Here is a 25,270-nt window from a genome sequence, read left to right as displayed (position 1 = left end):
CCGCGCAGTCCCGCGACGGCGGTGTCGGGCAGCAGCCCGGTGCCGCCGCCCGCGGACTCGGGGAGCTCGGGGATGGTGAAGCGCGGCACGTCGCCTAGGCCCGCGGCCGCCAGCAGCGCGCCGTAGTGCCGGGAGACCTCGGTGGCGACCTGGTGGGGCACCCGGTCCAGCACGGTGACGAGCGTGACGTCGTACTCCTTGGCGGTGCGCATCAGGTGCCAGGGCACCGCATCGGCGTACCGCGTCGCGGTGGTGACGAGCACCCAGATGTCGGCGGCGCAGATCAGCTCGGCGGCGAGCTCGCGGTTGCGCTCGACGAGGGAGTCGATGTCGGGGGCGTCCACGAGGGCGAGGCCGGGCGGCATGGCACGGTCGGTCTCGATGCGCAGGGAGGGGGGTTCGGCGGCGTCGTCCTCGTCGCCGCGGCGGCCCTCGGGGTCGGTGTCGTAGAGGGTGGTGAAGTCCTGGGCGGGCACCCAGACGCGGCGCAGCTCGGGCAGCACCCGCTGCCCCGCGAACCAGTGGTGGTCGTCCGGGTGGCAGATCAGCACAGGCGTACGGGTCGTCGGCCGAAGGACCCCCGCCTCGGTGACCCGCCGCCCCATCAGGGAGTTGACGAGGGTGGACTTGCCCGCCCCGGTCGATCCCCCGACGACCGCGAGGAGCGGCGCTTCGGGGGCGCACAGGCGGGGCACCAAGTAGTCATCGAGTTGCGCCAGGAGTTCGGCACGGTTTCGGCGGGCGCGGGCGGCGCCGGGAAGGGGGAGGGGGAAGCGTGCGGCGTCGACACGGTCACGCAGTGCGGACAGTGCGTCGAGCAGTCGGGGCCGTACTTCCAAGGTCGCCACACGTGCAGAATGCCCAATTCTGGTGTGATTTTGAAGCGTATAGGCCATGGCGCGCGAGGCGTGGCGCACGGGGCTCAGGCATAACGAGTACACAACACCCGTCGCCTGGGGCGTGAAAAACGGTGCAAGATTCGTACCCGCCTGCGATTATCAGGACCGCTTCACTAAACCTCCACATCGTGGCACGGAGGTGAAGCAACCGGGACGAGGCGAGCGGAGCCCTATCCTTGTCCCCGGCAAGGTCACGGCACCACCGAGCCCGGGGCTTCAGCCGTCCGCGACCGCCGCACACACCGGCCCCCGTAGCTCAGTGGATAGAGCAGGCGCCTTCTAAGCGCTTGGCCGCAGGTTCGAGTCCTGCCGGGGGCGCTCGGTCCACACCGCACGCCCCTCCTGCCAGGAGGGGCGTTTTTGCTGGTAAGAGCAACGTGAGGCAGCACCTGACAGCCGCTGGGCGGTGCGACCCGGGTCGCACTGCCCAGCGGCTGTGTCCGGCTGAGTCCGGCTGTCACCGGCGTTCTCCGGGTGGCCACGGTGAATACGCGGTGACGCCCCCGGGCCGCGGAAGCCCGCTAACCCGTCTCGGGCAGCTCGGGGAGGTCCCCCAGGGCTTCCATCCGGCGCTTGAGATCCGGGACCTGTCCGTCGATGCATCCCGCGTATACGGCCAGCAGGACCGCGACGCTGTTGCCGGCCCAGTAGGCCACCTGTGCCGGGGGGTTACCGTCGTTGAGCCACTTGGTCAGCCGGGTGGAGCGGACGTCGTAGATCCGCCGCCCCATGGGAGACTCCTGCTCCCGCTCCGTGAACTCGGCCTTCCGGGCGCCCTGCCAGGCTCTGCGCGTGACCGAGCCGGAGAGTATTCCCCCTTTCTCCCCCGGGAACAGCCTGTCGCCGGGCTTCAGCCCCTCCTCCTTGATGTAGGCGCGCAGGGTCCTCGTCAAGGGCGGCGGGCCCGGCACGATACGCGTGGACCCTTCGGCCCGCCCTTTCAGGCCGCGCTCCTCATGGACGGCACCGTCGTCAGTCCAGTTCTTCCCGACCTCCGGCTCAGCCGTGTGGAACACCACGTCGCACCACTGATCCTCCGCGTCCTCGGGAGGCAGCAGCACGTCGTCCACGTACATCGCCACGGCCTCCTCCGGGCGCGGGCCGACGTAGTACACCGTGGAGAAGTAGGCGTGCAGCCGCCGACCGCCCCGGGGCCGGCGACGTATCCGGAGCAGCATGCGCGCCATCTTGACCGGAGGGATCAGTGACCGCCTGTCCACCGCGTTGGACGTCTGGGGGACAGCACCGCGCCCCTTCGGCAGGGGGTTCTCACGCAGTATCCGGTGCTTGACCGCGTACTCCAGAGCCACGTTGAGGATCCGGCGGTGACGCTTGACGGAACTGGCGGCGGCCCGCTTGCCGTCGAGCCGTGTGGTCACGACACGCAAGATCTCATCGACCTTGATCGGGTCCTCCCATGCCGACATAGCCAGCGTGGACCGCTCCACCCACTTCAAGATCCTGGCCACCTCCGGCGGCGCCGCCTCCCGGCGCCGGGTGTTGAACGCGTACTCCCGGAGAGCCGTCCGCACGTCGGCTGGCTCGAAGGCGGCCGACGAGGTGCGCAGCAGCGCGATAGTCGTCGCCATCAGGGTCTTGGCGGTGTTCTTGCGCGTGTTCCCCGCGGTCCTCCCCCACTGGACGTCTGCGAACTGGACGGCGAAGTCGTACCAGCTCATCGTGCTCGCTCCGGATCCGTGGGAGACCGGGCGCCCCGTGGTGAGGCTGAACGCCTCTCCGCGGCGCGTGGCACTGACCAGCTCCGACCGGAAGGCATCCGCAAGCGCGGAGGTCGCGAACGGCGCCCGCTCTTCCCTCCCGTCGAGCGTCCACCGGACGGTGTACGTGGTCTTGCGCTTGCCCCGGTAGACCGAGGTCTTCCAGATCTTGACGTTGTACGTCGTGTCCATCAGGCGCAGTCCTCCCGGCCGTCGAGCCAGTGTTCGTAGTCGCTGCGGCGTATCCGGAGGTCGCCATTGGGCAGCTTGATGCAGCGCGGAGCACGCCCCTTGGCGCGCCAGTCGTAGAAGGTGGACGGTGAGATCTTCAGGTCTTTGCAGATCTCCGCGAGGGTGAGCTTGTCGTCGCGCGAGCGATACGCGGCCGTCGTCACCGCGAGCTCCTCTCAGCCGCTGGTTCGGGCAGGCGGAGGGGCCCAGAGGCCGTCCGGCTGTCCCGCGTAGGCAAGGTGTGGGGGCCGGCGTAGGCCTCCCCCAGGTCCGCAACATCCGCCACGCCGCAACACCTCAGGTCAGCGGCTCGTGTCTGTGGCGGATGGCGGTTGTGTGGCGGATAGGGGCCGCCACACGGGCGTTGCGGCGGCCCCGGTGAGCCCGTCCTGGTCAGCTGGCCGCCATGAGCGGGTGCGTGGCGGTTTCCGCGGGCGTGTGGCGGGTCTCGGGGAGGGCTTCCGCCACGTTTTCACCCTCGCTGACCTGCGGTGTGGCGGACGTTGCGGATGTTGCGGATTCTCCGGGGGGAGGGGGGCAGTACCGCTTCCACGCGTCCGCCAGGTCTTCCGCGTAGTAGCCCTTCGGGGTCTCGGAGCCGACCCGGACACCGCGGGATCTGATCGGCTTGTTCGCCGGGGTGACGTACTGCTTGAGCATCTTGGACAGGGTGCGGGAGGTGATGGGCTTGTCGTCCAGGTCTCCCCAGGGCGCATCGTCCATGGCCAGCAGGCACTTCAGGATGACGGCCGTGGGCAGGCGGTCAGCTCCCTTGAACACGTGGTCGCGCAGGTCGGTCAGCAGACGGACCCCGAGAGAGGCGTCGTCGCCGTCCTGGGCGGCGTGTACGAGCTCCAGGCAGGCCGCGCGGGCCCGCCCCGGCCAGTGCCCGCCAGCCGCGTCGGCGACGGAGAGCAGCGGTTCCCACACGTCCGCGGGCCGGTCGGTCACCCCCTCCGGCATGACGGGCCAGGCCTCAGCGATGCGGTCCTTGACAGTCTCAGCCCAGACGGCGAGCAGGTCACGCAGGGCGTGGCCTTCCTTCTCGTTGATGCGCTCGCGGTAGGGCTCGACGTCCTCGTTCGGGGCGCGCTTGCGCATGCGGATGATGACGGAGCGAGTCAGGATCGTGTCGGGCAGGGAGCCGAGCCCGGCCATGGCCACCGCACAGTACGAGGGGAAGCCCTGCACGGTCTGGTTGGCGCCGTCGCCCACGCACCGGTACATCAGCCTGCCCCGCCGGTGCCCGGCGTTCAGGAAGCCACGAAGGGCTTCGTTCTCCCCGGCCTTGGGCCCGAACACGGTGTCGATCTCATCGAAAACGATCGTGGGACGTTTCCCGTCAACGCCGGAGACGGCGCGGAAGAGGGCGGAGACCGACGCGTCGACGGCGGCCATGGGGTTGGGCACCAGGGTCTCCATGATCTCCAGCGCCCTGGACTTGCCGGAGCCCGGCTCCGGGGACAGGAACGCGATGCGAGGGGTGGAGTCGAAGGAGTCGAGCAGGTGCGCGTGAGCGTCCCACAGGGTGACGGCGACGTAGGCGGCCTCACTGGGGAAGATGTTGAAGCGCCGGTGAAAGCGCTCGACGTCATCGAGCAGGGCGGCGCCGTCGACGGGCGGAGCGGGCGGGTTGGCGCTGCTCATGCGGCATCCCTCCTTTCGTTGTGCCGACCGGGCGTGCGGGAATGGGCGACGGCCTTGTGCTTCTCGTACTCGGCGACCAGGGCGGCCACGGCTCGCTGGCCGGTGGCGGTGCCGGTCTGGCCGCACGCGCAGGCGTAGGCGGCGGTCGGGGTGTCCCCGTATCGCTTCGACCAGCGGGCGCCGTCGTGGTGCGAGCGGTAGACCGGCGCGGCAGAGATGCGGATGCCGGGCCGCTCCGGCGTCGGGTCGTCGGGCCCCAGATCGCGGCGGCCGGTCGGGTGCAGGTCAGGACGAAGAGCTGAAAGGACGGCCTGACGGCCGTCGCTCTTCGTGCCACGGCCTTCAGAGGGGCCGCCTTGGGTCGGGCGGGCACCGTGCGGGGTGGGTGGGGTGGGCTTTTCAGGGCGGGGGGTCATGCGGCGTCCTGGGGCCGACAGGTGCGGATGGACCAGTCCAGGGCGCTGCGGATGGTGGCGCGGCATTCGGCCGCGGACAGTCCGGCCGTCTCTCCCCCCGCCTGAAAAGCCTCCTCCACCACGTCGCGCGGGATCTCGCCCCAGGCGACGAACCTCCCCAGCGCGCGGGCGCCCTCTAACAGGCGGGCGTTCCGGCCGCCCTCGCTCATGCTCGCGACCGCCGCCGTCTCGCGATCCAGCGCAGCTTGGGCCCGCCGGCTGACTGCCTCCTGCACGAGCAGCGGGGCGAGCCCTGCGGCGGGTCGGGATGGCTCGGTCAGCAGCGGGGGAAGCCAGTGCGGCAGTGCGGCCACGGGCGCGTCATCGAGCACCTCGTAGGCGCCCTCGGGAGTGCTGCTGTGCGGTGCGACGACGTAGCCGCCCCAGGCGCGGGTGTCGATGTGCGGCCCGAGCCGGTTGACGCTGCACGCCATCCGGGCGCCGGGCGGGGCGGTGAAGTACAGGTGCCGTCCCCCGCTCGGAGTCCGCACCTGGTAGGTGGACGGAAGCCGCTCACCGGCGCGCTCGCAGAGCGCCTTGAAGGAAGTGGCGCCGTCAGGCGCTCCCTCAGGCTCTTCCGGCTTGCACACGTCCAGATCGATGACCAGCAGCCCGGCCGGGCCCGTCGCGATCCCGACGTTGTAGGCGGTGCGCGCCCACGCGGCCTGGATCAGGCCGGTGTCGGTGGTGGCGCGCTGTTCCGGGGTGCGGTGACCGTTCGAGCAGCGGCCGGTGCCGGGGCAGGACCGCTCGGGGTGCCCGGCGGGGCGTTTGGTCCGGGGATGCAGCGGGATGACGGGCCAGCCACGGTCGGCACAGTCCAGGGCAGCGGCGAGCAGGGACAGGCAGGCCAGGTCGGCGGTCAGGATCTCGTTCATGCCGCGGTCCTCCCGTCCAGCGTGAGGAACTGGGCGGCGATCCACTGGGTGTAGGCGGGCGGTACGGCCTGGCGGGCTTCGAGGTTGCTCATCCAGGTGCAGCCCATGGCGTCGGCGTAGGCCCGCTCCGCCTTGTGCTCGAACGCCAGGAGGTCTTTGCGGTGCCAGCAGGGCGGAACCAGGTCTCCGCCTCCGCCCCAGGACGTTTCGAAGGCCCGGTGACGGCGGACGCGGAGCCCGAACTGGGTCCCGCACAACAGGTAGTCCGGCCTGAGAGGGGCTTCGGGCACGTTCTCGATCACCGACGGGACCCCCGAGCCCGCCAGACGCTCCCGGCCCGGCGCGAGCAGATCGGGATGCTCTTCCCGCCTGCCGCGCCAGGCAGTGACGCGGGCGTAGCGCTGGCAGGGCCAGGAGGCGTGCACTAGGTCGAAGCCGTCCAGGGGGAACGTGAGGGCGTCGGCCTGGTGGAAGGTGATGGGGTAGTTCGGCTGCGGGCGGATGTCCACGCCGGTCACGTCGAAGCCGGCCAGGTAGTAGCCCATGGACAGGCCGCCGGCGCCGCAGCACAGGTCCAGCACCCGCAGGCCGTTCGGCCGCCGCAGCGGCAGCACCCGGGCGTTCATGCGGCCACCACCCCACCATGCGTCCCGGCTCCCGCCAGGCAGGAGATGCCGACGCGGTGGGTGTAGGCCGGGGGGATGCACTCGCGGATGCCGTCGCGGTTCATCCACGGCACGCCCATCACGCGGCGTGCGAGGGCGACGCCGGAGAAGTTGCCGATGAACTGCCCGAAGTGCCCGGGCGGGACGGGGCGCCCCATCTTGGCCTGCGGCACGGTATGAGCCGGGTGAGATGGCGGCACGAAGCTGAAGCCGCCGCCGGGCTCGAAGTGCCGGTGCCGGTAGGTCTCCAGCCCGAACATCGCCCCGCACAGCATCACGGCGTTCCGCAGCTTCGGCAGGGCGCCGCCCACGTTCTCGATCACCCACGGCCGCCCCGTCGCTTCGAGCGCGGCACGGGTCGGGGCGATCAGGTCAGGGTGGGCATTGCCGTGGAGGCGCTGGCACTCACTGTCGTGCTGGCACGGCGGCGACGCGTGGATGAAGTCGAACTCCGCGCCGTGAACTTGGACGTAGTCGATCGCGTCGGCCTGCACGAACGTGAAGGGGTAGCGGGGCTGCGGCCGGATGTCGACGCCGGTCACGTCGAAGCCCGCCAGGTAGTACCCCATACCGGCACCGCCCTGGCAGCAGTACAGATCCAGCAGCCGCGGCCGGGCGGGTCGCCGGATCGGGGTTGGTTGCGTCATTCTGGAGTTCCTCCAGTTCCGTTCTCAGATGGGCTGGGTGGACAAGGGCGGCCCCGGCTTCTTTGGCGAGACGAGGGGGCCGCCCTTGGCGCAGCTAGAACGGGGGCTCAGCCTCCGAGGAGGCCACGGACGGTCCGCCGGCCGTGGCCCACGCGTCGCTGCCCGGCGCGGCGTTCTTGGGGCGCTTGTCGTTGACGGTGACGGTGGTGAAGCGCAGACTCGCGCCGATCTCGTCGACCTCGACGACGAGCATCGAGCGGTTCTCACCCTCGGGGGTCTGCCAGTCGTGCTGACGGATCCGGCCGGACAGCACCACGCGCGTTCCCTTGGCCAAGGAGCCGGCGACGTGTTCGGCCAGGGAGCGCCAGGCGGCGCAGCGGAAGAAGCTGGACGTGCCGTCCTTCCACTGGTTCGCCTCGCGGTCGAAGGTCCGCGGGGTGGACGCGACAGTGAACCGCGCCAGGGCGGCCCCGGAGTCGGTGAACTTCAGCTCCGGGTCGGCGGTCAGATTTCCGATGATGGTGATCGCGGTGTCTCCGAACGACATGCTGGTGTCTCCCTCGGGTTCAGTTCGTGCCGGTGTAGTGGGCGGGGAAGCCGGGGCAGGTGTTCTCGGGACAGTCGCAGCCGTCGCACTCGTTGCAGATGTCGCCGCTGCACCAGTCACACAGCTCGTGACCGGGGCAGCCGTAGTCGGCGCACTCGTCGCAGTAGTCGTCTGAGCGGTCCATGGGATCTCCTTCGGGGGTCACTTCTTGGAGCTGGCGAGCTTGAGGGTGATGCCGCCGACGCTGAGCGGGCCGGTGGCCGCGGCGATGGTCGCTGCGGTGTGGAGGGCGTAGTCGAGCAGCGCGAGGGCGACGACCACGAGCCCGGCGATGCCGAGGGCGCCGGTGATCACGACGATGGTCGGGATCAGGTAGGCGCGGGCCGGGCGTCCGGCCGGGGCCGGGGCGGCTTGGATGATGACGACGGGCTGGCCGGTGGCCTGCGCGCGGCGGTAGGTGTCGGAGGGGATGTGCGGGGCGATGCCGCCTAAGGTCACGTCGGGCGGGGGTGGTTGGCGCACAGGGGTCTCCTAGCGGCCGAGGTTGGTGAAGGCTGACGCGGTGCTGGTGAGGATCTGGTTGATGACCGGGGCGATGCCGGTTGAGGCGAGGAAGAAACCGAAGAGGGTCGCGGTGAGCGCGCTGCCCGCGCGGACGTAGCCGGTGCGGAGCAGGACGGCCAGGACGGTGCCGAGCAGGACGACGGCGGAGACGGAGAGGACCACGGCGCGTCACTTTCTGTGCTGGGTTCCGTGTGGGGTGTGCGGGGTGCACAGACCGCCGCTCAAGAGGCCGTATCCGGGTCTCCGGGGCGGGTTTCCGGGCTTCCCTCGGGGTGGTTCTGTGTGCCCTACACGCCCTACACGCGCAGGTCAGTGCCCTACACAGGGCTGTGTGGGGTACACGGCGTGTGTGGGGTGCTGTGTGGGGTCCGGGCGTGTGCCCTACACGCCCGGCGCTCGTCACTGTGTGTTGCGGTACCGGGTGATCGCCTCTGCGAGGGTTTCGGCGAGATAGCCGCTCTTGGACACGTCGCCGATCCGGACGGACCCGATGCCGGGGCGCTCGACGCCAACCGTCTTGAGGATCTGGCTCAGTTCCTTGCCGAGGGCGACGGCGTCGAGGTCGAGGCGGGTTGCGAGGTCGCCGGTGTGCAGGCGGCCGCCGGCTTCCGTGACGGTCTGGTGGGCGTCGAGCAGGAGCCGGGGGACGCGGTCGGGCCGGTCAGCGGGCCCGCCGCTCTGGGCGACGACCCGGCCGAACTGAGCGTGGATGACGGTACGGTCCCCGTTCCCGGCCTCCCCGTGAGGTCCGGCCGCGGTGCGGGGGGAGTTGAGGAGGGCGGCCAGGGCATCGCTGCCGAACCGCTTGCCCGCCGGAACGGCGCTCGGGGCAGTGTGCCGACCGGGAGCACCGGGCTTGCTGCCCCCGCCCTCCCTGCCCCCGTCGTCGTTGGCATCGGTTTCGATGCCGGTGTTGGGGATGCCGGTCACCTCGTCCAGCGGGGGCCGGAGGATCTCCAGATCCGTGTACGGGACGGTGGTGGCGGCCAGGGGCTTGGCCTTGTAGAGGCGGGGCAGGACGCGTCCCCAGCGGGAGGCGTAGTAGCGGGCCGGGGCGGTGTCGAGGAACTCCGCTTCCAGGCGGGGGCGGCGGGCGCCGTAGGCGGCGGCCAGGCCCTGGATGACTTTCGGGGTGATCCGGTAGGCCTTGTACGGTGCGGGATCACTGACGATGTCCTCGGCATCGGGGGCGCAGCAGAAGCCGCAGCCGCGGCCGGGAGCGGCTTTCGGGTCGAGGCGGGCCGCGCCGGTGGGGAACAGGTGGGCAAGCTCCTCCGGGTCGGAGACGCGCATGCCGACGCGCACCCTGCTCTGTTTCTTCATGGCTGCGGTGATCACGTCCTGCGTGGCGCGCAGGCCGCAGATGATGACCCGTACCCGTACCGCGCGGCCGGTGTTGACAATCGTGTCGAGCTTGGCCAGCAGCCGCGGGGAGAGTTCGGCGATCTCATCGACCACCAGGAGGACTTCGGGCAAGTCCGGGCCGACGGTGAGCTTGTCATCCTCACCGGCCAGGAGATCCTGGTGACCGGACTTGCGGGCCCCGATCCCGGCGATCAGGAAGTCAGCCAGGATGTGCGCTTCCTCCTCGGTGTCTGCCACATAGTCGATCAACGGCACGTCGCTGGCGCCGTCGACGGCCCACGCCCGCAGCCACGGCAGGGAGATCCCGGCGCCCGTGACGTCGATGTGCATCACCACCGTGTCATTGGTGCGCAGGGCACCGGCGTTGGCAACATTGACGACGTTGGTCTTGCCGGAGCCGATCTGCCCGATGAACAGGGCGCAGTCATCGACCACGCCCACGCGCACCTCCGCCCCGTCGGTCTGCAGGCCCAGCGGCAGGCCGCCGTAGATGCTGGTGACCGTGGTGTCGTCCGGGCCGTCGGGGATCGGCAGCTCCTCGGACATGACGTCCTTGGTGGTCACGCGGATGTGGATCTCGCCGTAAACCATGCCGTCGGTGATCTGGATTCCCCCGCCGCGCGGGAGCTTCAGCTCGGTGGCGAGCTTGCGCACCGCGTCCGCGGGCAGCTGCGGCGTGGCGGATGGCATGGCGACACGGACCGTGTAGCCGGCGCCGCTCTTCCAGGGCATAACGCCGTCGACGGTGTGACCCTCCAGGCGGAACAGGCGCTCCAGGCGCTCGTGCCACTCCCGGGCGCGGGCGTTGGCCCATACCTGCAGGCGGCGGGCGCTGCGCTGCTCGCGGGCGGCATTCTCGGCACGGACCAGGCCCCGGGCCAGCGTCATGCCGACCGCGGTCCCGGCAGCCCACCATCCGGCCATCTGCCACGTCAGCGCGGTGTGGTCCGCCAAGGCCAGAGCGGTCCAGCCGCCAGCGGCCAGCCAGGCGGCGCACCGGGTGGTGATGTGCCAACCCGGACGGCGCTGGTAGAGATCGGCAGCAGCCTGAGCAGCAGCGCCGGCCGCGCCCACCGTCAGGGCCTGCACCGGCGGCATGCCGGACAGTGCCCCGACAGCGGCGACGCTGTAGGCGCCCCCGGCGACGAGGGCGGCATCGACGGCCGGGGAGGTGTTCCAGCCCCAGTCCAGGGCGGATGATCGGGCGGCCATCAGACGTCCCACATCGCTTCGCCCGCCTCACCGTTGCGGGGTTCTTCGTGCCGGGCGATGTCCGGCGCGTGCAGACGCCGGAAGGCCGGCATGAGCTCCTGCGCGGCCGACGCGGCCTTCAGCAGCAGGGCGTGCAGGTCGGCGATGCCTTCGACGACGGCCTTGTCGACCGGATAGGTCTCGTTCGAGCGGGCCTGCAGGAGATGGACCGCAGCCGCGGTGTTCTCGATCCCTGCCGGGATTCCCTCGTACTCCGCGGCGACCTGGGCCATGTGACCGGGCTCGTAGCGGGCGTAGACGTGCGCGATGTCCTGGCACACGGCCACGAACTGCGAGGGGGAGCGCATGCTGTAGGAGCCGTCGGATCGCTGCTCCAGGATGTTCCACATGTGCTCGCCCGGCCGCGGCTCCTCGTGGCGCCGCAGATCAGCTTCGTGCACCTTCGCGAACAGCGGCCCGATCTCGGCGGCGGTTTCGGCGGCCTGGTGGAGCAGGGTGTAGACCTGGCTGATCAGGTCGGCCATCTGCGCGTCCGCCGGGTACTTGTCGGCGGTGTTGACCGCGAGCTGGCGCACGGCCTCACCCACTGAGGTGATGCCTTCCTGCAGCCCCCAGTACTCCGCGGCCACGGCCAGCATCATGGGCGGTTCGTAGTGGCTGTAGGCCTCGCGCATCGCCTCGGTCTCCCGCTGGAAGACGCTCATCAGGTTCCCTCCGAAGTAGTCCGTGGGAAAGCCGAACCCGGCAAACCGGCGACCGGGCTCATCGAAATCGGTCAGCACGTCCCGGGCGCCACTGGCTTCGGCGTACTTCGACCGGGCCCGGACAACCAGGCGCTTGAAGACGACACGGGCCACCCGCACGCCCCAGAGCAGCGGGCCCCATCCCCGCCCGCCCAGCAGCCGGTGAGGCAGCGCGAGCAGCAAACCGGGCACTGCAGCGACCAGACCGCCGGCCGCGGCAACCAGACCCGCGCCGGCAGCCCGCGCACCGAACGCCAGACCCGCCCAAACCTTGCGCCCGTACCGCGCCCGAGCCCGCACCGCCCGCTCCCGCAGCACCTGGACAGCACGGGCGATACGGCCACGAGCCCACTGCCCGGCACGGCTACCGGCAACGCGCCGGGCAGCCTGAGCAGACCAGGAACCCCCACGCCGGGCAGCAGCCGACAGGCCACGACGCGCCCGGTTCACCCCGGCCGCAACCGTCGCCCCCGCCCGCCCCGCCGACCGCATGGCCCGGGCCCCCGAGGACCGCAGAGCACCGGCCCCGGACGACCGGGAGGCCTTCGCCCCGGCGGAGCCGCCAGACGTGGCTCCAGCCGACCGCGGCCCCTTGGACAGCGATGTTCCCCTGCCCCCTCCGAGGCGGCCGCTGCGGCTGTCCGCGTTGTGACCCGCACCCCGACGACGGATCCCCCGGCGGTCGGGCGTGGCCTGCCTGGGCATGCTGCCGAGACCGTTTCTTCCCCGCGTGTGGCTCAGGGAGGGGGACCTCCCCGGGGCACCGCGGGACCCTGCGGACCGAACGGAGTGACCCGAGCCCCCCAGAGCTGCGGAGCGCGTCCGGGCCAGGGACATACCGCGGCCGGACAGGCCGCCGCCGCGCCCGCCCGACGCGCCGCTGTTGCCCCTGCCCGCACCGGCGGATCGAGACCGGAAGCGCCCGCCGTTGCCGCTCGTCCCACCACCGCGGGAAGCGCCCCCGGACAGGAGGCTGCCCCTGCCTGCTCCCCCGCGATCCGGCCGACCCCTGCCCCGGCCGAGACCGGATGAGTGGCGGTGCCCTGCCAGGCCGCGGCCGCCGTTGCGGCTACGGCGCCGGGCAGCCACCCCGGCAACGGTGGCCGCACCTGCGGCCACCACCCCGGCCGCGGCCACCACGGCAACCGGACCCGCGGCCGCGTACAGGCCGCTGCCGGAAACCGTCAGCGCCTCGCTCCCAGCCACCGTGGCCGGCAGCACGGCCAACAGGCCCCGCTGCGGCGCCCGCTCCCGAACGGGCTTTTCGCCCTCATCAGTACCGGAGGAGTTGACCGTGAGCTCGATGGGCAGCGCCTGGGGCGCGGGTGCGCTCTCCTCGTCATTACTGGGTGGTTCCGTTTGTCCGGGGGCCTTCTCCCCCGCAGCGGTCCTTTCCGCCATGCTGGTGACACTCCTCAGGTAGGAGTAGGCGCCCCCGGCCGGGCCCTGAGAAAGCGGGCCGGGGGCGCCGTACGGACAAGGTCACGAAGACCGGGGCAGCCGGTGGTCGGGGTGCGCGGTCGCGGCTTCCTGCCAGCGCCGGCTCTCCGCCGCATCCACCCCCGTCACCCGCACACGGAAGCGGCAGCCCGGGGCCGTACACCGGTGCGTCGTGACGGTGAACATCTCCGCGAGGTGGAGCGTCGCGGCGCTGATGGTCCCGGACACCGCCACCACGCACGAGAGTGCCAGCGACCATGGCAGACCGTAGGGGCTCAGGCGGGCCCACATCGCCACGGCCATGCCCGCACCGGCACACAGCGCGATGGCCGGGCGTACGCCCCGGGCGGTCATTACGCGGCCCCCGTGGGGAGGGCGTCGGGTTCCAGGGCGAAGTACAGGACCGCCAGCGGCGTGCCGTACTCGTCCGCGAGCTGCTCCATCAGGTAGCGGAAGCACATGGCCCGGGTGAAGCCGGCCGGCAGGTCGAGTCGCCCGTCACGGGTGTTCAGCAGGCCATCGCGGGTCTGCACCGTGGTGATGTAGTGGAAGCTGGTCTTCTGCGACGCAGCGGCCGCAGTGGTGGTCGGGGTCGTCACTGCTGATCTCCAGGGTGGGTGGATGGTTCAGGCGACGTGCTGGTCTTCGGCGTAAGCGCAGGTCACGCACTCCCCCAGTGAGGTGGGGATGCAGTACCCGGCATCCGTCTGGCAGGTGGGGCAGGTGCGGCGGGCGAGCATCGCTACGGCCAGTGCCACGGTGCGGCCCGGCGTCATCGGACGGACGGGCAGGGCGCGGTCGATGCGGTAGAGGTAGCCGACCAGTACCCCGGCCTTGCGGCGGCGGGAGCGGCGCATGACCTGCGCAGCGATGGGCTGCCCGCCCGGGCGCAGCCCTTGGGCGCGGAGTTGGCGGCGGGTGGCCAGCCCGTCCGGGGCCAGACGCCACGGGTACGTGGGGATCCCGTACGTGGCCCCGGTCGGGTCGTAGCAGGTGCCGGATGGTGCGGGCATCAGGGCGCGGCCAGTACGTCGTCTGCCTCGATGAAGCCGCGCAGGTGAATGGGCGTCCCCTCGAACGCGCCATAGGCATCGGTGAGGAGGCAGAGACTGCCGTTGGCGCTGAAGTGCTGCGCCACGGTCAGACTGGCGGTGTCGAGGTCCAGAGCCTCTCGCCATGCCTCGAAGTCCGCCCGGGAGCCGTGCAGGTTGATGGTCAGGCCGGGCACCATCTCTTCCGGCAGGAAGACGATCCCGGTCTCGACCTGCGCGGCGGGCAGGTGCGGGAAGCGCGCGCAGATCACTGCCAGGGCCTTTATGTGCGGGGCCAGTTCTCCTATGGTCTTGGCGATCACGCGAGTTCTCCTCGGGGAAGGCTGGCGGGGAAGGCTGCCAGGTGAGGTTCACGGGCTTTGACCCGGCCGCGGGCGGTGCGGGCCGTCGACTCCGACCCGCCGAGCCCTGCGGCGGCCATGGCCTCGGTCATCCGGGCCGTCGACGGCTGGGTGAAGTCCGTGCCGTACAGGGCGCGGATGAGCTGATCGACCCGGGTCCGGTAGATCACCGGCGGGCACAGGTCGACGGGCGTCGGCCCTTCCTCGACGGGGTCAGGCGGCGGCTCGACGGGCGTCGAGTTGCCGGTGACGGTCTCGGGCAGGGGCCCCGGTTCGGGCACGGCCCGCAGCCACTCGGGCCCGCCCGACGGGCCCTCCGGCGGTTCGGGTGCGAGGGTGAGGTCGACGGGCGTCGAGGTCTCCTCGACGGGCGTCACCTCCGGGGTGACGGCCTCGGGCGCCCACTCCAGCTCCGGCACGGCCGACAGGTCACCGGCATCAGCCGGCGGTGCCTCCTCGGGGTCCTCGTCGCGGCTGAGCGTGACGGGGTCCGGCTCCGCCTCGACGGGCGTCACCGTGTCCCCGGCGGGAGCGGCGATGCGGCGGGCAAGGTAGGCGTGGACCTGCCGCATCAGGGCACCGAAGGCCAGCAGAGCAGCGACCGGGGGCACCGCGGCCACCACGTAGTCCAGCAGCCCCGCCCCTGCACCGACACCGGCGACGTTCAGGACGATGGAACCGACGGACCCGGCCGTGGCCAGGCCGATTGCGCACCAGTCCACCCGGCGCGCCAGTGAGGCGCGCAGGATCAGCAGTTCGCCGATCACGATGAACAAGTCGACCGTGGCCGGCCAGGCCCACGAGCGGGCGGTGGCCTCGCGCAGGCCATGGCCGGCGGCGACGCCTTGCAGGTGTTCGTAGGAGAGCCAGAACGCAATGGCCGTGAGCACCATCGTTAGGCCGCTCGCCAGCACCGTGATCGCCACGCTCACGGCGGCGGGCGTCGAAGCGGGCTCGACGCCCGTCGACCGCCCCTCGACGCGGTCCGGCCGCGAGAGCTGTTGCGAGGCAGTGGCGGTCATGCCGCCTCCCGCACCGTGGCCGCCCGGCGGGATGCGGCTTCCGCGTCCCGGTACTGCTCCTTGACGGCAGTCAACGAGTAGGGCGCGTCGTCGCAGTCGACGGCGACGTGCGTCAAGCGCGCGTGGCGGGCGGCCTGACGGCCGGTGAGGTGGCCGTGATCGTCCAGGGCCGCGGCCACCGACAGGACGCGGTCCCAGAGGTGGTGCAGAGCAGCGTCGGCGGCGGCCGTCACCGTGGCGTAGTCCATACCGGCGTCCGGCGTGTGGCCATAGTGCAGGGTCATCCCGAGATCCTGGAGCGCCTCCGCGACCTTCTGGCGATCAGTGCCGGCGGTGCGCTCGACCACCCACGCACGCTCCGGGGTCCACAACCCCTCCTCCTGCATCCACCGGTCCTGGGACCGCTCCCCCGCAGCACACATCGCGAAGTAGCGGGCGCACGAGACGCTCCACGAGCCGCCCCACTGCACCCAGGCCGCCGGCCCCGAACCCATCCCCTTGCCGAGATCCCCGCTCAGGCAGATCTCCACGACCGGGATGCCGCAGGCGAAGGCCAGGACCGCATGCCCCGCCTCGTGTACCGCGAGCGAGCGGCGCAAGTCCGCGTCACGCAGGTCCGCGATGCCGTAGTACGTGCCCCCGGGGCCCACGTCGGGCTCGGGGTGACGGGTGTAGAAGCGATCAGAGTTCAGATGCCAGGTCACCGCACACCCCCGCGAAGGGGAGTCGTGCCCGGGCGCCCAGTGCGGCGGCCGTTGGTCGTCGTGATCTCGGGGATCGGGCCCCACGCGATGTGCCAGCCACCGCCGGACCTCTTGGCCTCATACATCGCCTCATCCGCCCGCCGCAGAGCCGCGGCCAGGTCCGGCCGCAGCTGATCGGTGACGGGAAACGCGCCGATAGAGGCACCCACGTGGATCTGCCGGTCACGGAAGTCCACCGGGGCGCGCAGCACCTCGTGCAGCTCACGCAGGTGGGAGGGCATGCGGTTCACGCTCTCGGGGTGGGCGGTCGCGGCGAACTCATCGCCCCCGAGCCGCCCCGCGCTGCCGCCCAGATCCGCGGCCCACCGCCGCAGCCGCCAGCCGACCGCCGCGAGCACTGCGTCCCCGGCCGCGTGGCCATACGTGTCGTTGACGGCCTTGAAGCCGTCCAGGTCCACTAGGACCACCACGCGGCCCAGACCGCGCAGCTCCTGCCGCGCCCGGACCTGGAACTCCTCCCGCACGGGCAGACCGGTCAGCGGATCCAGACGCGCCCGCGCCAACCGCCGGCGCAGCAGAAGAGTGTGCACCGACCAGGCCGCCGCCAGCGGAGCAACAGCCGCAGACACAGTGATCAAGTCGAAGGCTGCCATCACGCTGCCTCCGCCTCGTCGGCGATCGGGCAGTTGGCCAGGGACCGGCGCATCGCCAGAACCCGGCGGTACGCCCGGCGCAGACGCTGGACGTCCACGCCCGTCGGCGGCCGATCAAGCAGAGCGATCTGCACGTCCAGCAGATCAACCTCCGCCATGATCAACGGCATCTCACACTCGATTGCGTCCAGTTCGGCCGCGGTCGGCTCCAGATCGGCATCCGGTAAGACCGATCCCGCCCACGGGGCGGGATCAGGGATGATGTGATTCACGGGGTCGTGCTCCCTCCAGAAGGAACGGCCCTTGGCGGTCCCGGTGTGTCCGCACCGGGACCGCGCCATTGGTGAAACCGGGTAACTCCGGCTCCCCTCAACCCCACCCGTACAGCGCGGAAGACGCCGGACGGGCGGAGGAGGCAACCGGCCGCAACATGGGAAGCGCTGCGGAAAGGCTGACGTCGTCGCACGTGCGCGGTCTTGCAGCCGCGCGGCCGTCACTTATGAGGGAGACGGCTCAGAAACCCGCACACTGTTGAGTTCTCAAAGAACAGACGCTTCCTTCGGACCCGTTTCACGGGGCCCTCCGGGCGGCCGGTCACACTTTTAGGCAGGTCAAACAGGGTCTGGAGGCCCCCAAGCTATCCGGAGGCCGCCCTAGAACCAGCTTGCACTAGTGCGCACTAGTGCGCAACCCTTGTGTGGCAGCGCGTTGCGCAGCGCGCCAGTGGATACGCTCGTAGGCATGAGCGTTGCGGCGAGCGATCCCAGACCAAAGCCCGTGAAGGTGGCAGACGCGATACGGGCCCGCGTCAGGGACGGCAAGTATCCGGACGGCAAGCTGCCGACCACGCGGGAGCTTGCCAAGGAGTTCGGGTATGCCGGCCAGACCATCCGCGACGGCTTGGGCATCCTCATCGGCGAAGGACTGATCTTCTCTGCCGGGAACCGCGGGTACTTCATCGCGGCAGAAGGTAAGGCGTCGACGGCTCGTAAGCCGGACGTGGGAGAAGAGCTCATGGAACTGCGCCTCCAGATTCAGGCATTGACTGAACGAGTGGCGGCCCTCGAAGAGAACGGCACATCAGGCGGTGCGTGATCTGGAACAACCATGCAAGGAAGAACCGCTGTGCAATAAGTGACAGCAGGGGGGCGGCGACACGGACAGGGGACATTGCGGCTGTCACCACACTGTCCTCTTGCGTGTCCCCTAGGCCGACAGACCAGACTCGCACCAGCACTCGGAGGAGGGCGCATGGGTGACGAACGACCTGCATGGGCACGGCGTATCGCGGCCGAACGGACGGCTCGCAACTGGTCTCAGCTCGATGCGGTGAAGGCTCTGAGGGCCCATGCCCCCACCGAGCTACCAGCCGACGACAGCATGGTTCGCCAGTGGAAGCGCTGGGAGTCCGGGGCGAAGCCTGGCGATTTCTACCAACCGCTCATCGCGGCGACCTTCGGCACCGTGACACACGCGATATTCCCCGCCCCCTCCCGACGCGACGGCGACAAGGAAATCCTTACTGCGAGCGGTATGGAAACTCTCGAAATCGTCAGCAGGCTCAACAAGTCCGACGTAGACAACGCCACCCTTGAGGCGCTCCGCATCACGACGGACCGACTGTGCTCGGAATACCCGTACATGCCGAGCGGTCAGCTTCTCCTTGAGGGCCGACAGTGGTTAAGGCGTGTTGTCGAACTGCACTCGAAGAGCCTCACTCTCGCCCAGCACCGTGAAGTGCTGGCCCTCTCAGGCTGGTTGGCCCTCCTCGTTGGGTGCGTGGAGTACGACACCGGCGACCGACATGCGGCGGAATCCACCCGCCGGGCCGCCCTGTCCCTAGCCAATGAGGCAGACCACTCCGAGGTGGCGGGGTGGGGCCACGAAATGCGCGCATGGTTCTCGCTCACCACAGGTGACTACCGCGGTGTCATTGCGGCTGCGCAAGCAGGGGCCGAGGTAGCGCCGAACCACAGCGTCGCCGTCCAGCTCGCCGCGCAAGAGGCCAAGGCATGGGCACGCCTCGGAGACCGACGGCAGGTCGAGGTGGCTCTCGACCGCGGTCGGCGGCTTCTTGAAGGGATGCCGCATCCGGACAATGTCGACCACCACTTCGTAGTCGACCCCGCGAAGTTCGACTTTTACGCGATGGACTGCTACCGCCTCGTCGGCGAAGACAAGCTCGCCCACACCTTGGCAAACGAGGTGCTGCGCGCCGGCACCGACTTCGACGGCACGGAACGCAAGCCCATGCGGAACGCCGAGGCTCGCGTCACGCTCGGGGTAACTGCAGCACGCGCGGGAGACCTTGAACAGGCCCTGGCCCATGGGGAACGCGCCCTCCAAGGAGAACGGCAATCCGTCCCGTCTCTCATCATGACGAGCCGGGAGCTCGCAGCAGTCGTGCGAGAACGCTACAGCTCAGAGCCGACTGCGCAAGACTATCTTTCCCACTTGCGTGACCTAGGTCGAGCAAAGCCCGGCTTCCTACCTTCCTAGCAGCTTCCTAACGAGCCAGTAGCAGACCTTCTGGGCAGCACCCATCTGTCAGGCAGCAAGGGAGCTGACCCCGCTACCCCTGAAGCCAGGGCAGCGGGGGGCAAAGAGTTCTGAGCCCCTGGTGCGATCCCCTGCAGAAACATGAAATCCCGGGGGGCAATTCCCCTAGATCGCAGCACCTATTATGCAGACCGGGCCGCGCAGAGAAAAACTATCCACCTAAGAGGCTAGGAGAAGAGCGAGATAACCCCGCTCGGCAGCTCTTCCGCATCCCCATCGACAGGAATTTTCGCCGCCTCTTCATGAATCGGGGTTCTCGAAACTACAGCCCTAAATAGATTCACTGGAACTCTCGACTCTCGAACCAAATCGGTCTCCCCAATACCCACCTGACCGAGAATCTCCACGGCCTTCGGAAAAAGCGAGGGCTGTTCCACGGCGGGCATTACTCCCGGCTCTCGCCGCCTCCACCCCTTGGCAGACATATAAGTAACGGCGTTCCTGTATGTCACGTCACTCATAATTCCTAGAGAGCGACTGCGATACAGAAGGGCCTGCATACTAACGCCCCACTCTTCCTTCAGCATCGCCAAGACTCTATAGTCCGCTTTACTGGGGAGAGCATCGCGGAGAGCATCTGCTGGCATCAACAGTTCGGCAGCAAACCGATGCGCCTGATCCTCAACTATTTTCCCACCTGGTTCAGCATCGACATGCATAACAAGGTGCCCAAGCTCGTGAGCAACATCGAATCGCTGCCGATAATAATCGAACTTAGCCGGATTGAGGACAATTGCAGGCCGATTCTGCCCTTCAAAGGAATACGCGTCCACGGAGGCAGTCTGTGGTGGGCTGAAAACGACAACAATGCCATTATTCTCAGCCAGTCTCACTAGATGCCCGAGAGGCCCTTCCCCTACGCCCCAACTCTCACGCAGCATCCGAGCCGCCTGCTCTGGAAGGTCGCTGTCATCGCCATCGATGTCGACGCTGAGGCGCGGCACTGCCGGGTCCGGAAATTCGACATACCGTTCGAGCGCTGCACTGACGTCACCAGCGACAACACCATAGGCCGTCGCTTGGTCACGTACCAGCTGCGAAGTTGTCCGAAGAGAACGGAAATGAGGCAACGCATCCGTAGAAGCAGCCCCCTGCGATCCCGGTAGAAAAAACCCGGGATCAACCCCAAGCGTCAGACACAATTGCGCCACGGTGGACGGCGCCGGACGCTTGGAGTTGTTCTCGTAGGCGGCTACAGCCGTTGCACTCTTATCGATTCTCGCAGCCAATGCGTTCTTGCGCATACCTGCCAGCTGACGAGCGAGCGTAAGCCGCTTTCCATCGAATAGGCGAGAGGCGTCACCGACCTGTACTTCGGTACGGCGAGTAGTTTGCATTTCCATCCACCCGTTTCATCATTCACTGCCCTCCTGAGACTTGCGCCGAAGGCGCACAGTCGCATCGGGCACACCATCCAGCCCGGGCCTCGGAGCCGGGAAGGCGGGAGGCAGGGTGCGACCCTGGCCCTCGACACGCGAGGCAAGGAGATCATGCTTCCAGTACCAGGCCGGCCCACCCCCCTTATTCAAACGAGACCGCCCCAGCAAGAGTTCTTGCACGTTGAGGTCTTTCTGAACACTGTGACCCAAGACCAAGGTCGTGAGGACATCGCTGTCCTCTTCTTCAGCAAGCAGCGCCTCTGCCACCCTGAGGAACTGCAGGTCATCCTCATCCGTGGGGAACATCAGCTGGTCCGGGACCGCCTGAGAGGCCGCGCGCTGCTTGGTGGGGCGCTTCTGCCCCCAGAGGATCGCATCGCTCTCACCGAACGTAAAAGATGACTGCAGCCATCGCCATGCACCACAGCGCCAACCGGGCGAACCATTCCAGTTCGCCCTAGCGACTACTCCGGGTGCAATTTTGGGCATGGATTCAAACTCGCCCGGAAGAAGACCTGCAGCCACCACATCGAGCCCCGAATTGGCCTCGTCGGGCGACGCTACGGAATAGCGCCCACAAGAGAAGACCCGGTCCTGCCTGTCACACAGGAACCCATGGGCGGTATAACCGACCCAACCTTGATCGTGGCCGGACTCAGGGTCATAGTCACGCATGGTCCGCTTGTAGGCAGACACCCCGGCCCAGCTGATCGCCGCCAACACGCCCGACACACCAAGGTCGTCAAGCGCATCCTGCTGCTCGCTCATGGCAGAACAGTACCTCATGCCAGTAACTCGTGCACAAAACTGAACCAGGGGACCTCCGTTGCGCGCCTAAATGAACCGAACATTTGTACGCAGCAGTCAGGGTAGCCCCTCCGGAGCCGCCCCGCCCCGGAGGGGCTACCGCATCGCGACAGCACGCCAGGCGTCGCGAGAAGCCACCCCATGACCACCGGTCCACCCCGAGGTTCGAGATGGCAACAAGGGGCCAGAGACCCTGCCTCCGCAACCACCCGCGCTGCTGCAGCGCGGTGAATACACGGCGAAAACGTCTCGCGGCGGCTCCTGTGTCACGGAAACGCCCAGGTCAGCCACCCCATGACGCTTTAAGCGTCAAGCGCCTTCTAAGCGCTTGGCCGCAGGTTCGAGTCCTGCCGGGGGCGCTTGATCGGCACCGCACGCCCCTCCCTTTGGGAGGGGCGTTTTTGCTGGTCAGGGCCGTTTGGCGGGGGCGCCGGGGCAGGGCCGCCGCCCGTCCCGGCACCGGACTGTCCGTCAAAGCCGGGAAAGACCGGGAGGATCCTGGTCAGCCCACTGGCCTTCAGCGCCCGGGCGACGGCGGGACACGGTGCGACGAGGCAGAGGTCGCCGCCGGAGTGCCGGGCGGAGCGGGCGGCGGCGACGAGCAGCCCGAGGCCCAGGGCATCGCAGGAGGTGACGCCGGACAGGTCGAGGGTCAGTCGGCTTCCGGGGCTGTGGGATACGCGCAGGAGGCGCTCGCGCAGTCTCGGGACCCCGGAGAGGTCCAGCCTTCCGCGGACCGTGAGCACGCGGTCTCGTGGGCCGCCGGAGGGCGGGGAGTGACAATGCGATGCGGACACTCGCCCACCCGCCCGTCGGGGAGCTTCCGCAGGGGCGGGGACGGTCGTGCGCTCTACGGGCACCACGTGCCTCCTCGGAGCGGATCACATCTCGATGCTGCCGAGGGCTGGGGCCTCACCGCGCAGCCTAGTCCTGCCCGTACGCCACGAACAGGGCTGAACGGAAAGGCCCTTTGAGACGGGTCGGGCGGCGGGGCGGCCCCCGGCGGCCGGAGTCGCGGCGGAACAACCCGTACAGCCGTCAGCGCCGGCCCTGTACAGCGGGTACTGGTGAACCATGACCGGCACCTTCACCACCCGCATCGCCGACGTTACGACCGGCTCCGCCGAAACCATGCACGACCTGACGAACGCATGCTCCGCGTTTCTCCGGGAAGTCGCTCACGGGAGGGACGGGCTGCTGAACGTCTTCACCTCGCACGCGACGTCAGGCCTGGCCGTCATCGAGACCGGGGCCGGCAGCGACAACGACCTGCTGGCGGCCCTCCGCGGCATTCTTCCCGCGGACGACCGCCGGCGAGAGCTGCACGGCGGTCCGGGCCCCGGCCACGATCACATGCTCCCCGCTCTGGTCCCGCCCCATGCCACGCTGCCCGTGATCGGCGGCGAGCTGGAGCTGGGGACCTCGCAGTCCGTCGTTCTGGTGACCGCCGACCGGGGCGGCGCCGCGGGCCGGGTCCGGCTGTCCTTCCTCAGCTGACCCCGAGCCGTCGCCCCGGCGTTCAGGTCTGCCGGGTGCTGCCGGTGTCGATGAGGATCTGTCCGGCCTGGGTGACGTTGTCGGCCCGCACGGCCCTGGCCATCGCGCCACGTGCCGCCTCGGGCGTGGCGTCGGGCGGGACCACCAGCAGGGCGAAGTGATCGTTCTCGCCCCGGGTGACGAGGACCGTGTCGTCACCGACCGGGAAGGAGTCGATGCGCACGACCCGGCCGTCAATGGTCAGCCGCGTCGGGAGCTCCTGCCAGGCACTCGCGTCCAGGCCGACGCGCGTGACGGGGCCGAGGTGCTCGGTCAGGGCGGTGATCAGGGCGGGAAGCTCGGCACCGATGTCGCGGGAGCGCGGCCACCACGCGCCGTCCAGGACTCCCCCGCGCTCTTGGGTCGTCTCCAGCCGCAGGAGCGCCGTCCCGGGTTTCAGGGCTCGGTGAATCACGTCCGGCAGAAGCCCGGGAAGGCGTGGGGTGTCGGAATCGGCCATGGTGTGCTCGCCCGCCTCCGGGAGTTACGCGCGTTCGCTCGCCGTCCGGAACTGCGCCGGCAGCACCCGGTGAAGCGCTCGCAGTAACCCCACCGTACTCCGCAGGCCGGCGGCGGGCTCGCCCACAGGACCGTCGCACACCCGTGCTCCCGGAAGATTGCCTGGCCGGGCAAGGTCTCCGGGCCGCCTGCCGGAGTAGGGTGGGGAGACCGGGAGCACTTCGTACCCCCGCCTCCATGCGGGTGTCGTTCCCGGCGAGTCACCACGCCGGGCAGTCGACGATGTGCCCGGGGGCAGGTTCACATCATGGCCGTCACCGTCGATCATCCGACCACCGATGAGCATGCCCCTCCACCGCCCGCTCGCCTGTTCCTGACGCCGGGGACGGCGCCGGGACTTCTGGACGGCGCCTGGTGGCCCCGCTCGCGCGATCTCTCCCGCGAGCTCCCCGCACTGGCGGAGCGGCTGGACCACTCCTGGGGACGGGTCACCCGCGTCACGGTGAATCCGGCCTTCTGGCCGGTGATCCCCCGCAAGGTTCCCGTCACCGGACACACGGTGCACGTGGGGTGGTTCGCCAATGAGCAGGACCCGCACAAGCTCCTCCTCTTCTCCTGCACGGCGGACCGCCTGGACCTGCTGGTCATCCCGCCGGAGACCGACCCGGCCGCAGCCACCCGGCTGATGTACGCCGCGACCACCCCCGGAAGCCTCCTCACCGCGAGCAGGCTGATGGAGGACGAGCGAACAGCCGACGACGCGGCGGAGTCACGGAACCGCGAAGAGGAGTGGGAGAGCGACGGTGGGACCGCGCCGCCGGCCGGGAACCCGACCGGTCCTTCCCGCTCCGCCCAAGGGATGTGAGGACCGTGGAGATCGCTGTCACCCTGGCCGTGATCCTCGGCCTGATCGCTGGGGGATCCTTCCTGATCCACCGGCTCAATGCGCAGCACGACGAAAGGATCGCCGGCTTCCACTACAGCGGTGTCCTGCCGTGGCGCGACAGCAGGAGCCGGAACCGCCCACGGTCACCCATCGACCCCGCCGGACCTCTCCTCGCCCGCAGCCGCCGTGAGCAACCGCACGGGGAGCGCAGGCGACGCCGGCTCTTCTCCGGCCGGGGGCGGTGACCATGTCGTCCGCACGCGCCACATCCACCCCCGCGCCGCCGGAGCCGGTTCCGCCGGCGGGGCGCGCCGACGTTCGCATCGTCACCGCGTCCCCCGAGACCGCCCGCCGCGTCGCGGAAGTCCTCCGGCACTGCTTCGATTCCACCGAGCAACGCAGCTACCCGGCCGGCCGCGAAGGCGGCACCCGGCTCCACCTCACCGTCGACACCACGCATCCCTCCGGGCCCGCGCGATCCTGGCTGGCGACCAGCCGGGCTCCGGCGGTCGACCGCACACAGCACGACGAGACCTGAACGGCCCGCGCGCCCTGTACGGGGCCCGGATGCCGAGGGGCGAAGCTCGCAGGAGGCCCTTACCGTTGGCCCATGAGCGTCTTCATCAAGCTGGTGGAGAACCGTCCGCCGAAGGAATACGCGAACGACCGTACGGCGGACATCTCCTACGACGACACCGTCGAAGGTGACTCCGAGACCACTTACCAATACGACGTGCTTCCCGGCGGCACCCTGAGAATCCTGCGGGTCACCAGGGGAGAGGAAGCCGTCGTCCATGCGGTCTACGCCCCGGGCCTGTGGTTCCGCGTCGAGGGGCTCTGCCGCGGTACTACGGAATAGCG

General features: G+C 69.7%; 33 protein-coding genes and 2 tRNA genes. 9 read left to right on the top strand and 26 right to left on the bottom strand.

Annotation, left to right across the window (positions count from 1 at the left end):
• Nucleotides 1–839: dynamin family protein (locus V7793_RS09695; RefSeq protein WP_336004363.1), on the bottom strand; the 839-nt coding region annotated here is incomplete at its 3' end.
• Nucleotides 840–1,144: 305 nt separating this feature from the next.
• Between V7793_RS09695 and V7793_RS09690 the strand changes: the two genes are divergently transcribed.
• A tRNA-Arg gene (locus tag V7793_RS09690) sits at nucleotides 1,145–1,217 on the top strand.
• Nucleotides 1,218–1,420: 203 nt separating this feature from the next.
• Here the strand turns inward: V7793_RS09690 and V7793_RS09685 are convergent.
• The 21 genes from V7793_RS09685 to V7793_RS09585 form a co-directional block, all read right to left on the bottom strand.
• Entirely contained in the window at nucleotides 1,421–2,809 is a 1,389-nt protein-coding gene (locus V7793_RS09685; protein WP_336004352.1) for a site-specific integrase, read from the bottom strand.
• Complete coding sequence (locus V7793_RS09680; protein ID WP_336004350.1) at nucleotides 2,809–3,012, bottom strand: helix-turn-helix transcriptional regulator; 204 nt, start codon at nucleotides 3,010–3,012, stop codon at nucleotides 2,809–2,811. The genes V7793_RS09685 and V7793_RS09680 overlap by 1 nt, the downstream gene beginning before the upstream one ends.
• 229 nt (nucleotides 3,013–3,241) lie before the next feature.
• On the bottom strand, nucleotides 3,242–4,495 hold the full coding sequence (locus V7793_RS09675; RefSeq protein WP_336004347.1) for a DUF3631 domain-containing protein: 1,254 nt from the start codon (nucleotides 4,493–4,495) through the stop codon (nucleotides 3,242–3,244).
• On the bottom strand, nucleotides 4,492–4,911 hold the full coding sequence (locus V7793_RS09670) for a hypothetical protein (RefSeq protein WP_336004345.1): 420 nt from the start codon (nucleotides 4,909–4,911) through the stop codon (nucleotides 4,492–4,494). Before V7793_RS09670 ends, V7793_RS09675 begins: the two co-directional genes overlap by 4 nt.
• Nucleotides 4,908–5,828, bottom strand: a complete 921-nt coding sequence (locus tag V7793_RS09665) for a bifunctional DNA primase/polymerase (RefSeq protein ID WP_336004344.1) — start codon at nucleotides 5,826–5,828, stop codon at nucleotides 4,908–4,910. Before V7793_RS09665 ends, V7793_RS09670 begins: the two co-directional genes overlap by 4 nt.
• Nucleotides 5,825–6,454: a class I SAM-dependent methyltransferase gene (locus V7793_RS09660; RefSeq protein ID WP_336004343.1), complete on the bottom strand. Its 630-nt coding sequence runs from the start codon at nucleotides 6,452–6,454 to the stop codon at nucleotides 5,825–5,827. The genes V7793_RS09665 and V7793_RS09660 overlap by 4 nt, the downstream gene beginning before the upstream one ends.
• The gene (locus tag V7793_RS09655) at nucleotides 6,451–7,140 is read right to left on the bottom strand and encodes an SAM-dependent methyltransferase (protein WP_336004340.1); all 690 of its coding nucleotides are present in this window, start codon (nucleotides 7,138–7,140) and stop codon (nucleotides 6,451–6,453) included. The genes V7793_RS09660 and V7793_RS09655 overlap by 4 nt, the downstream gene beginning before the upstream one ends.
• Nucleotides 7,141–7,234: 94 nt before the next feature.
• Nucleotides 7,235–7,687, bottom strand: coding sequence for a single-stranded DNA-binding protein (gene ssb, locus V7793_RS09650; protein WP_336004338.1), 453 nt, complete (start codon nucleotides 7,685–7,687; stop codon nucleotides 7,235–7,237).
• Nucleotides 7,688–7,706: 19 nt separating this feature from the next.
• Nucleotides 7,707–7,871 (bottom strand): hypothetical protein, encoded by a 165-nt coding sequence (locus V7793_RS09645; RefSeq protein ID WP_336004335.1) that lies wholly within the window; start codon nucleotides 7,869–7,871, stop codon nucleotides 7,707–7,709.
• Nucleotides 7,872–7,888: 17 nt separating this feature from the next.
• Nucleotides 7,889–8,209 carry a hypothetical protein gene (locus V7793_RS09640; protein ID WP_336004334.1) on the bottom strand — a complete coding sequence of 107 codons (321 nt, stop codon included), beginning with the start codon at nucleotides 8,207–8,209 and terminating at the stop codon, nucleotides 7,889–7,891.
• 9 nt (nucleotides 8,210–8,218) lie between these two features.
• Nucleotides 8,219–8,413 (bottom strand): hypothetical protein, encoded by a 195-nt coding sequence (locus V7793_RS09635; RefSeq protein ID WP_336004332.1) that lies wholly within the window; start codon nucleotides 8,411–8,413, stop codon nucleotides 8,219–8,221.
• A gap of 237 nt (nucleotides 8,414–8,650) precedes the next feature.
• Nucleotides 8,651–10,828: a hypothetical protein gene (locus tag V7793_RS09630; protein WP_336004329.1), complete on the bottom strand. Its 2,178-nt coding sequence runs from the start codon at nucleotides 10,826–10,828 to the stop codon at nucleotides 8,651–8,653.
• Nucleotides 10,828–11,754, bottom strand: a complete 927-nt coding sequence (locus V7793_RS09625; protein WP_336004326.1) for a hypothetical protein — start codon at nucleotides 11,752–11,754, stop codon at nucleotides 10,828–10,830. Before V7793_RS09625 ends, V7793_RS09630 begins: the two co-directional genes overlap by 1 nt.
• Before the next feature lie 1,299 nt (nucleotides 11,755–13,053).
• Nucleotides 13,054–13,365, bottom strand: a complete 312-nt coding sequence (locus V7793_RS09620; protein WP_336004324.1) for a hypothetical protein — start codon at nucleotides 13,363–13,365, stop codon at nucleotides 13,054–13,056.
• Nucleotides 13,365–13,610 (bottom strand): hypothetical protein, encoded by a 246-nt coding sequence (locus V7793_RS09615; RefSeq protein WP_336004321.1) that lies wholly within the window; start codon nucleotides 13,608–13,610, stop codon nucleotides 13,365–13,367. Before V7793_RS09615 ends, V7793_RS09620 begins: the two co-directional genes overlap by 1 nt.
• Nucleotides 13,611–13,637: 27 nt before the next feature.
• Nucleotides 13,638–14,024: an RRQRL motif-containing zinc-binding protein gene (locus tag V7793_RS09610; protein ID WP_336004319.1), complete on the bottom strand. Its 387-nt coding sequence runs from the start codon at nucleotides 14,022–14,024 to the stop codon at nucleotides 13,638–13,640.
• Nucleotides 14,024–14,365 carry a hypothetical protein gene (locus tag V7793_RS09605; protein WP_336004317.1) on the bottom strand — a complete coding sequence of 114 codons (342 nt, stop codon included), beginning with the start codon at nucleotides 14,363–14,365 and terminating at the stop codon, nucleotides 14,024–14,026. Before V7793_RS09605 ends, V7793_RS09610 begins: the two co-directional genes overlap by 1 nt.
• Nucleotides 14,362–15,426, bottom strand: coding sequence for a DUF2637 domain-containing protein (locus V7793_RS09600; protein WP_443057872.1), 1,065 nt, complete (start codon nucleotides 15,424–15,426; stop codon nucleotides 14,362–14,364). Before V7793_RS09600 ends, V7793_RS09605 begins: the two co-directional genes overlap by 4 nt.
• Entirely contained in the window at nucleotides 15,423–16,130 is a 708-nt protein-coding gene (locus V7793_RS09595; RefSeq protein WP_336004316.1) for a hypothetical protein, read from the bottom strand. The genes V7793_RS09600 and V7793_RS09595 overlap by 4 nt, the downstream gene beginning before the upstream one ends.
• The gene (locus V7793_RS09590) at nucleotides 16,127–16,783 is read right to left on the bottom strand and encodes a GGDEF domain-containing protein (protein WP_336004314.1); all 657 of its coding nucleotides are present in this window, start codon (nucleotides 16,781–16,783) and stop codon (nucleotides 16,127–16,129) included. Before V7793_RS09590 ends, V7793_RS09595 begins: the two co-directional genes overlap by 4 nt.
• Entirely contained in the window at nucleotides 16,783–17,055 is a 273-nt protein-coding gene (locus tag V7793_RS09585) for a DUF6284 family protein (RefSeq protein ID WP_336004313.1), read from the bottom strand. Before V7793_RS09585 ends, V7793_RS09590 begins: the two co-directional genes overlap by 1 nt.
• A gap of 469 nt (nucleotides 17,056–17,524) precedes the next feature.
• Here V7793_RS09585 and V7793_RS09580 point away from each other — a divergent pair, with 469 nt between their 5' ends.
• Nucleotides 17,525–17,878: a winged helix-turn-helix domain-containing protein gene (locus V7793_RS09580; protein WP_336004310.1), complete on the top strand. Its 354-nt coding sequence runs from the start codon at nucleotides 17,525–17,527 to the stop codon at nucleotides 17,876–17,878.
• A 156-nt stretch (nucleotides 17,879–18,034) separates the two neighbouring features.
• Nucleotides 18,035–19,282 carry an XRE family transcriptional regulator gene (locus V7793_RS09575; protein WP_336004308.1) on the top strand — a complete coding sequence of 416 codons (1,248 nt, stop codon included), beginning with the start codon at nucleotides 18,035–18,037 and terminating at the stop codon, nucleotides 19,280–19,282.
• Between the two features lie 227 nt (nucleotides 19,283–19,509).
• Here the strand turns inward: V7793_RS09575 and V7793_RS09570 are convergent, their stop codons facing one another.
• Nucleotides 19,510–20,679 carry a helix-turn-helix domain-containing protein gene (locus V7793_RS09570; protein WP_336004359.1) on the bottom strand — a complete coding sequence of 390 codons (1,170 nt, stop codon included), beginning with the start codon at nucleotides 20,677–20,679 and terminating at the stop codon, nucleotides 19,510–19,512.
• Between the two features lie 18 nt (nucleotides 20,680–20,697).
• Entirely contained in the window at nucleotides 20,698–21,489 is a 792-nt protein-coding gene (locus tag V7793_RS09565) for a hypothetical protein (protein WP_336004306.1), read from the bottom strand.
• A 296-nt stretch (nucleotides 21,490–21,785) separates the two neighbouring features.
• Here V7793_RS09565 and V7793_RS09560 point away from each other — a divergent pair.
• Nucleotides 21,786–21,887: transfer RNA gene (locus tag V7793_RS09560), tRNA-OTHER, on the top strand.
• On the opposite strand, the gene V7793_RS38165 is transcribed toward V7793_RS09560, so the two are convergent.
• Nucleotides 21,849–22,274, bottom strand: a complete 426-nt coding sequence (locus V7793_RS38165) for an STAS domain-containing protein (RefSeq protein WP_443057871.1) — start codon at nucleotides 22,272–22,274, stop codon at nucleotides 21,849–21,851. The two genes, V7793_RS09560 and V7793_RS38165, sit on opposite strands and share 39 nt — an antisense overlap.
• 328 nt (nucleotides 22,275–22,602) lie before the next feature.
• Here V7793_RS38165 and V7793_RS09555 point away from each other — a divergent pair, with 328 nt between their 5' ends.
• A complete protein-coding gene (locus tag V7793_RS09555) occupies nucleotides 22,603–23,025 on the top strand; it encodes a YjbQ family protein (protein ID WP_336004302.1) in 423 nt (140 codons plus the stop codon).
• Nucleotides 23,026–23,047: 22 nt separating this feature from the next.
• Here V7793_RS09555 and V7793_RS09550 read toward each other — a convergent pair whose 3' ends face one another.
• A complete protein-coding gene (locus V7793_RS09550) occupies nucleotides 23,048–23,524 on the bottom strand; it encodes a DUF5994 family protein (protein WP_336004301.1) in 477 nt (158 codons plus the stop codon).
• A gap of 306 nt (nucleotides 23,525–23,830) precedes the next feature.
• On the opposite strand from V7793_RS09550, the gene V7793_RS09545 reads away from it, so the two are divergent.
• The 4 genes from V7793_RS09545 (at nucleotide 23,831) to V7793_RS09530 (ending at nucleotide 25,268) form a co-directional block, all read left to right on the top strand.
• Entirely contained in the window at nucleotides 23,831–24,388 is a 558-nt protein-coding gene (locus V7793_RS09545) for a DUF5994 family protein (protein WP_336004298.1), read from the top strand.
• Nucleotides 24,389–24,393: 5 nt separating this feature from the next.
• Entirely contained in the window at nucleotides 24,394–24,654 is a 261-nt protein-coding gene (locus tag V7793_RS09540) for a hypothetical protein (protein WP_336004295.1), read from the top strand.
• Nucleotides 24,655–24,656: 2 nt separating this feature from the next.
• Nucleotides 24,657–24,947 (top strand): hypothetical protein, encoded by a 291-nt coding sequence (locus tag V7793_RS09535; protein ID WP_336004292.1) that lies wholly within the window; start codon nucleotides 24,657–24,659, stop codon nucleotides 24,945–24,947.
• Between the two features lie 72 nt (nucleotides 24,948–25,019).
• Nucleotides 25,020–25,268: a hypothetical protein gene (locus V7793_RS09530; RefSeq protein ID WP_336004289.1), complete on the top strand. Its 249-nt coding sequence runs from the start codon at nucleotides 25,020–25,022 to the stop codon at nucleotides 25,266–25,268.
• Nucleotides 25,269–25,270 lie beyond the last annotated feature (2 nt).

The organism is Streptomyces sp. KLMMK (assembly GCF_036961605.1).
Classification (GTDB): domain Bacteria; phylum Actinomycetota; class Actinomycetes; order Streptomycetales; family Streptomycetaceae; genus Streptomyces; species Streptomyces telluris.
The sequence above is the reverse complement of the archived record's forward strand: the minus strand, read 5'-3'. Positions and strand labels throughout refer to the sequence as shown.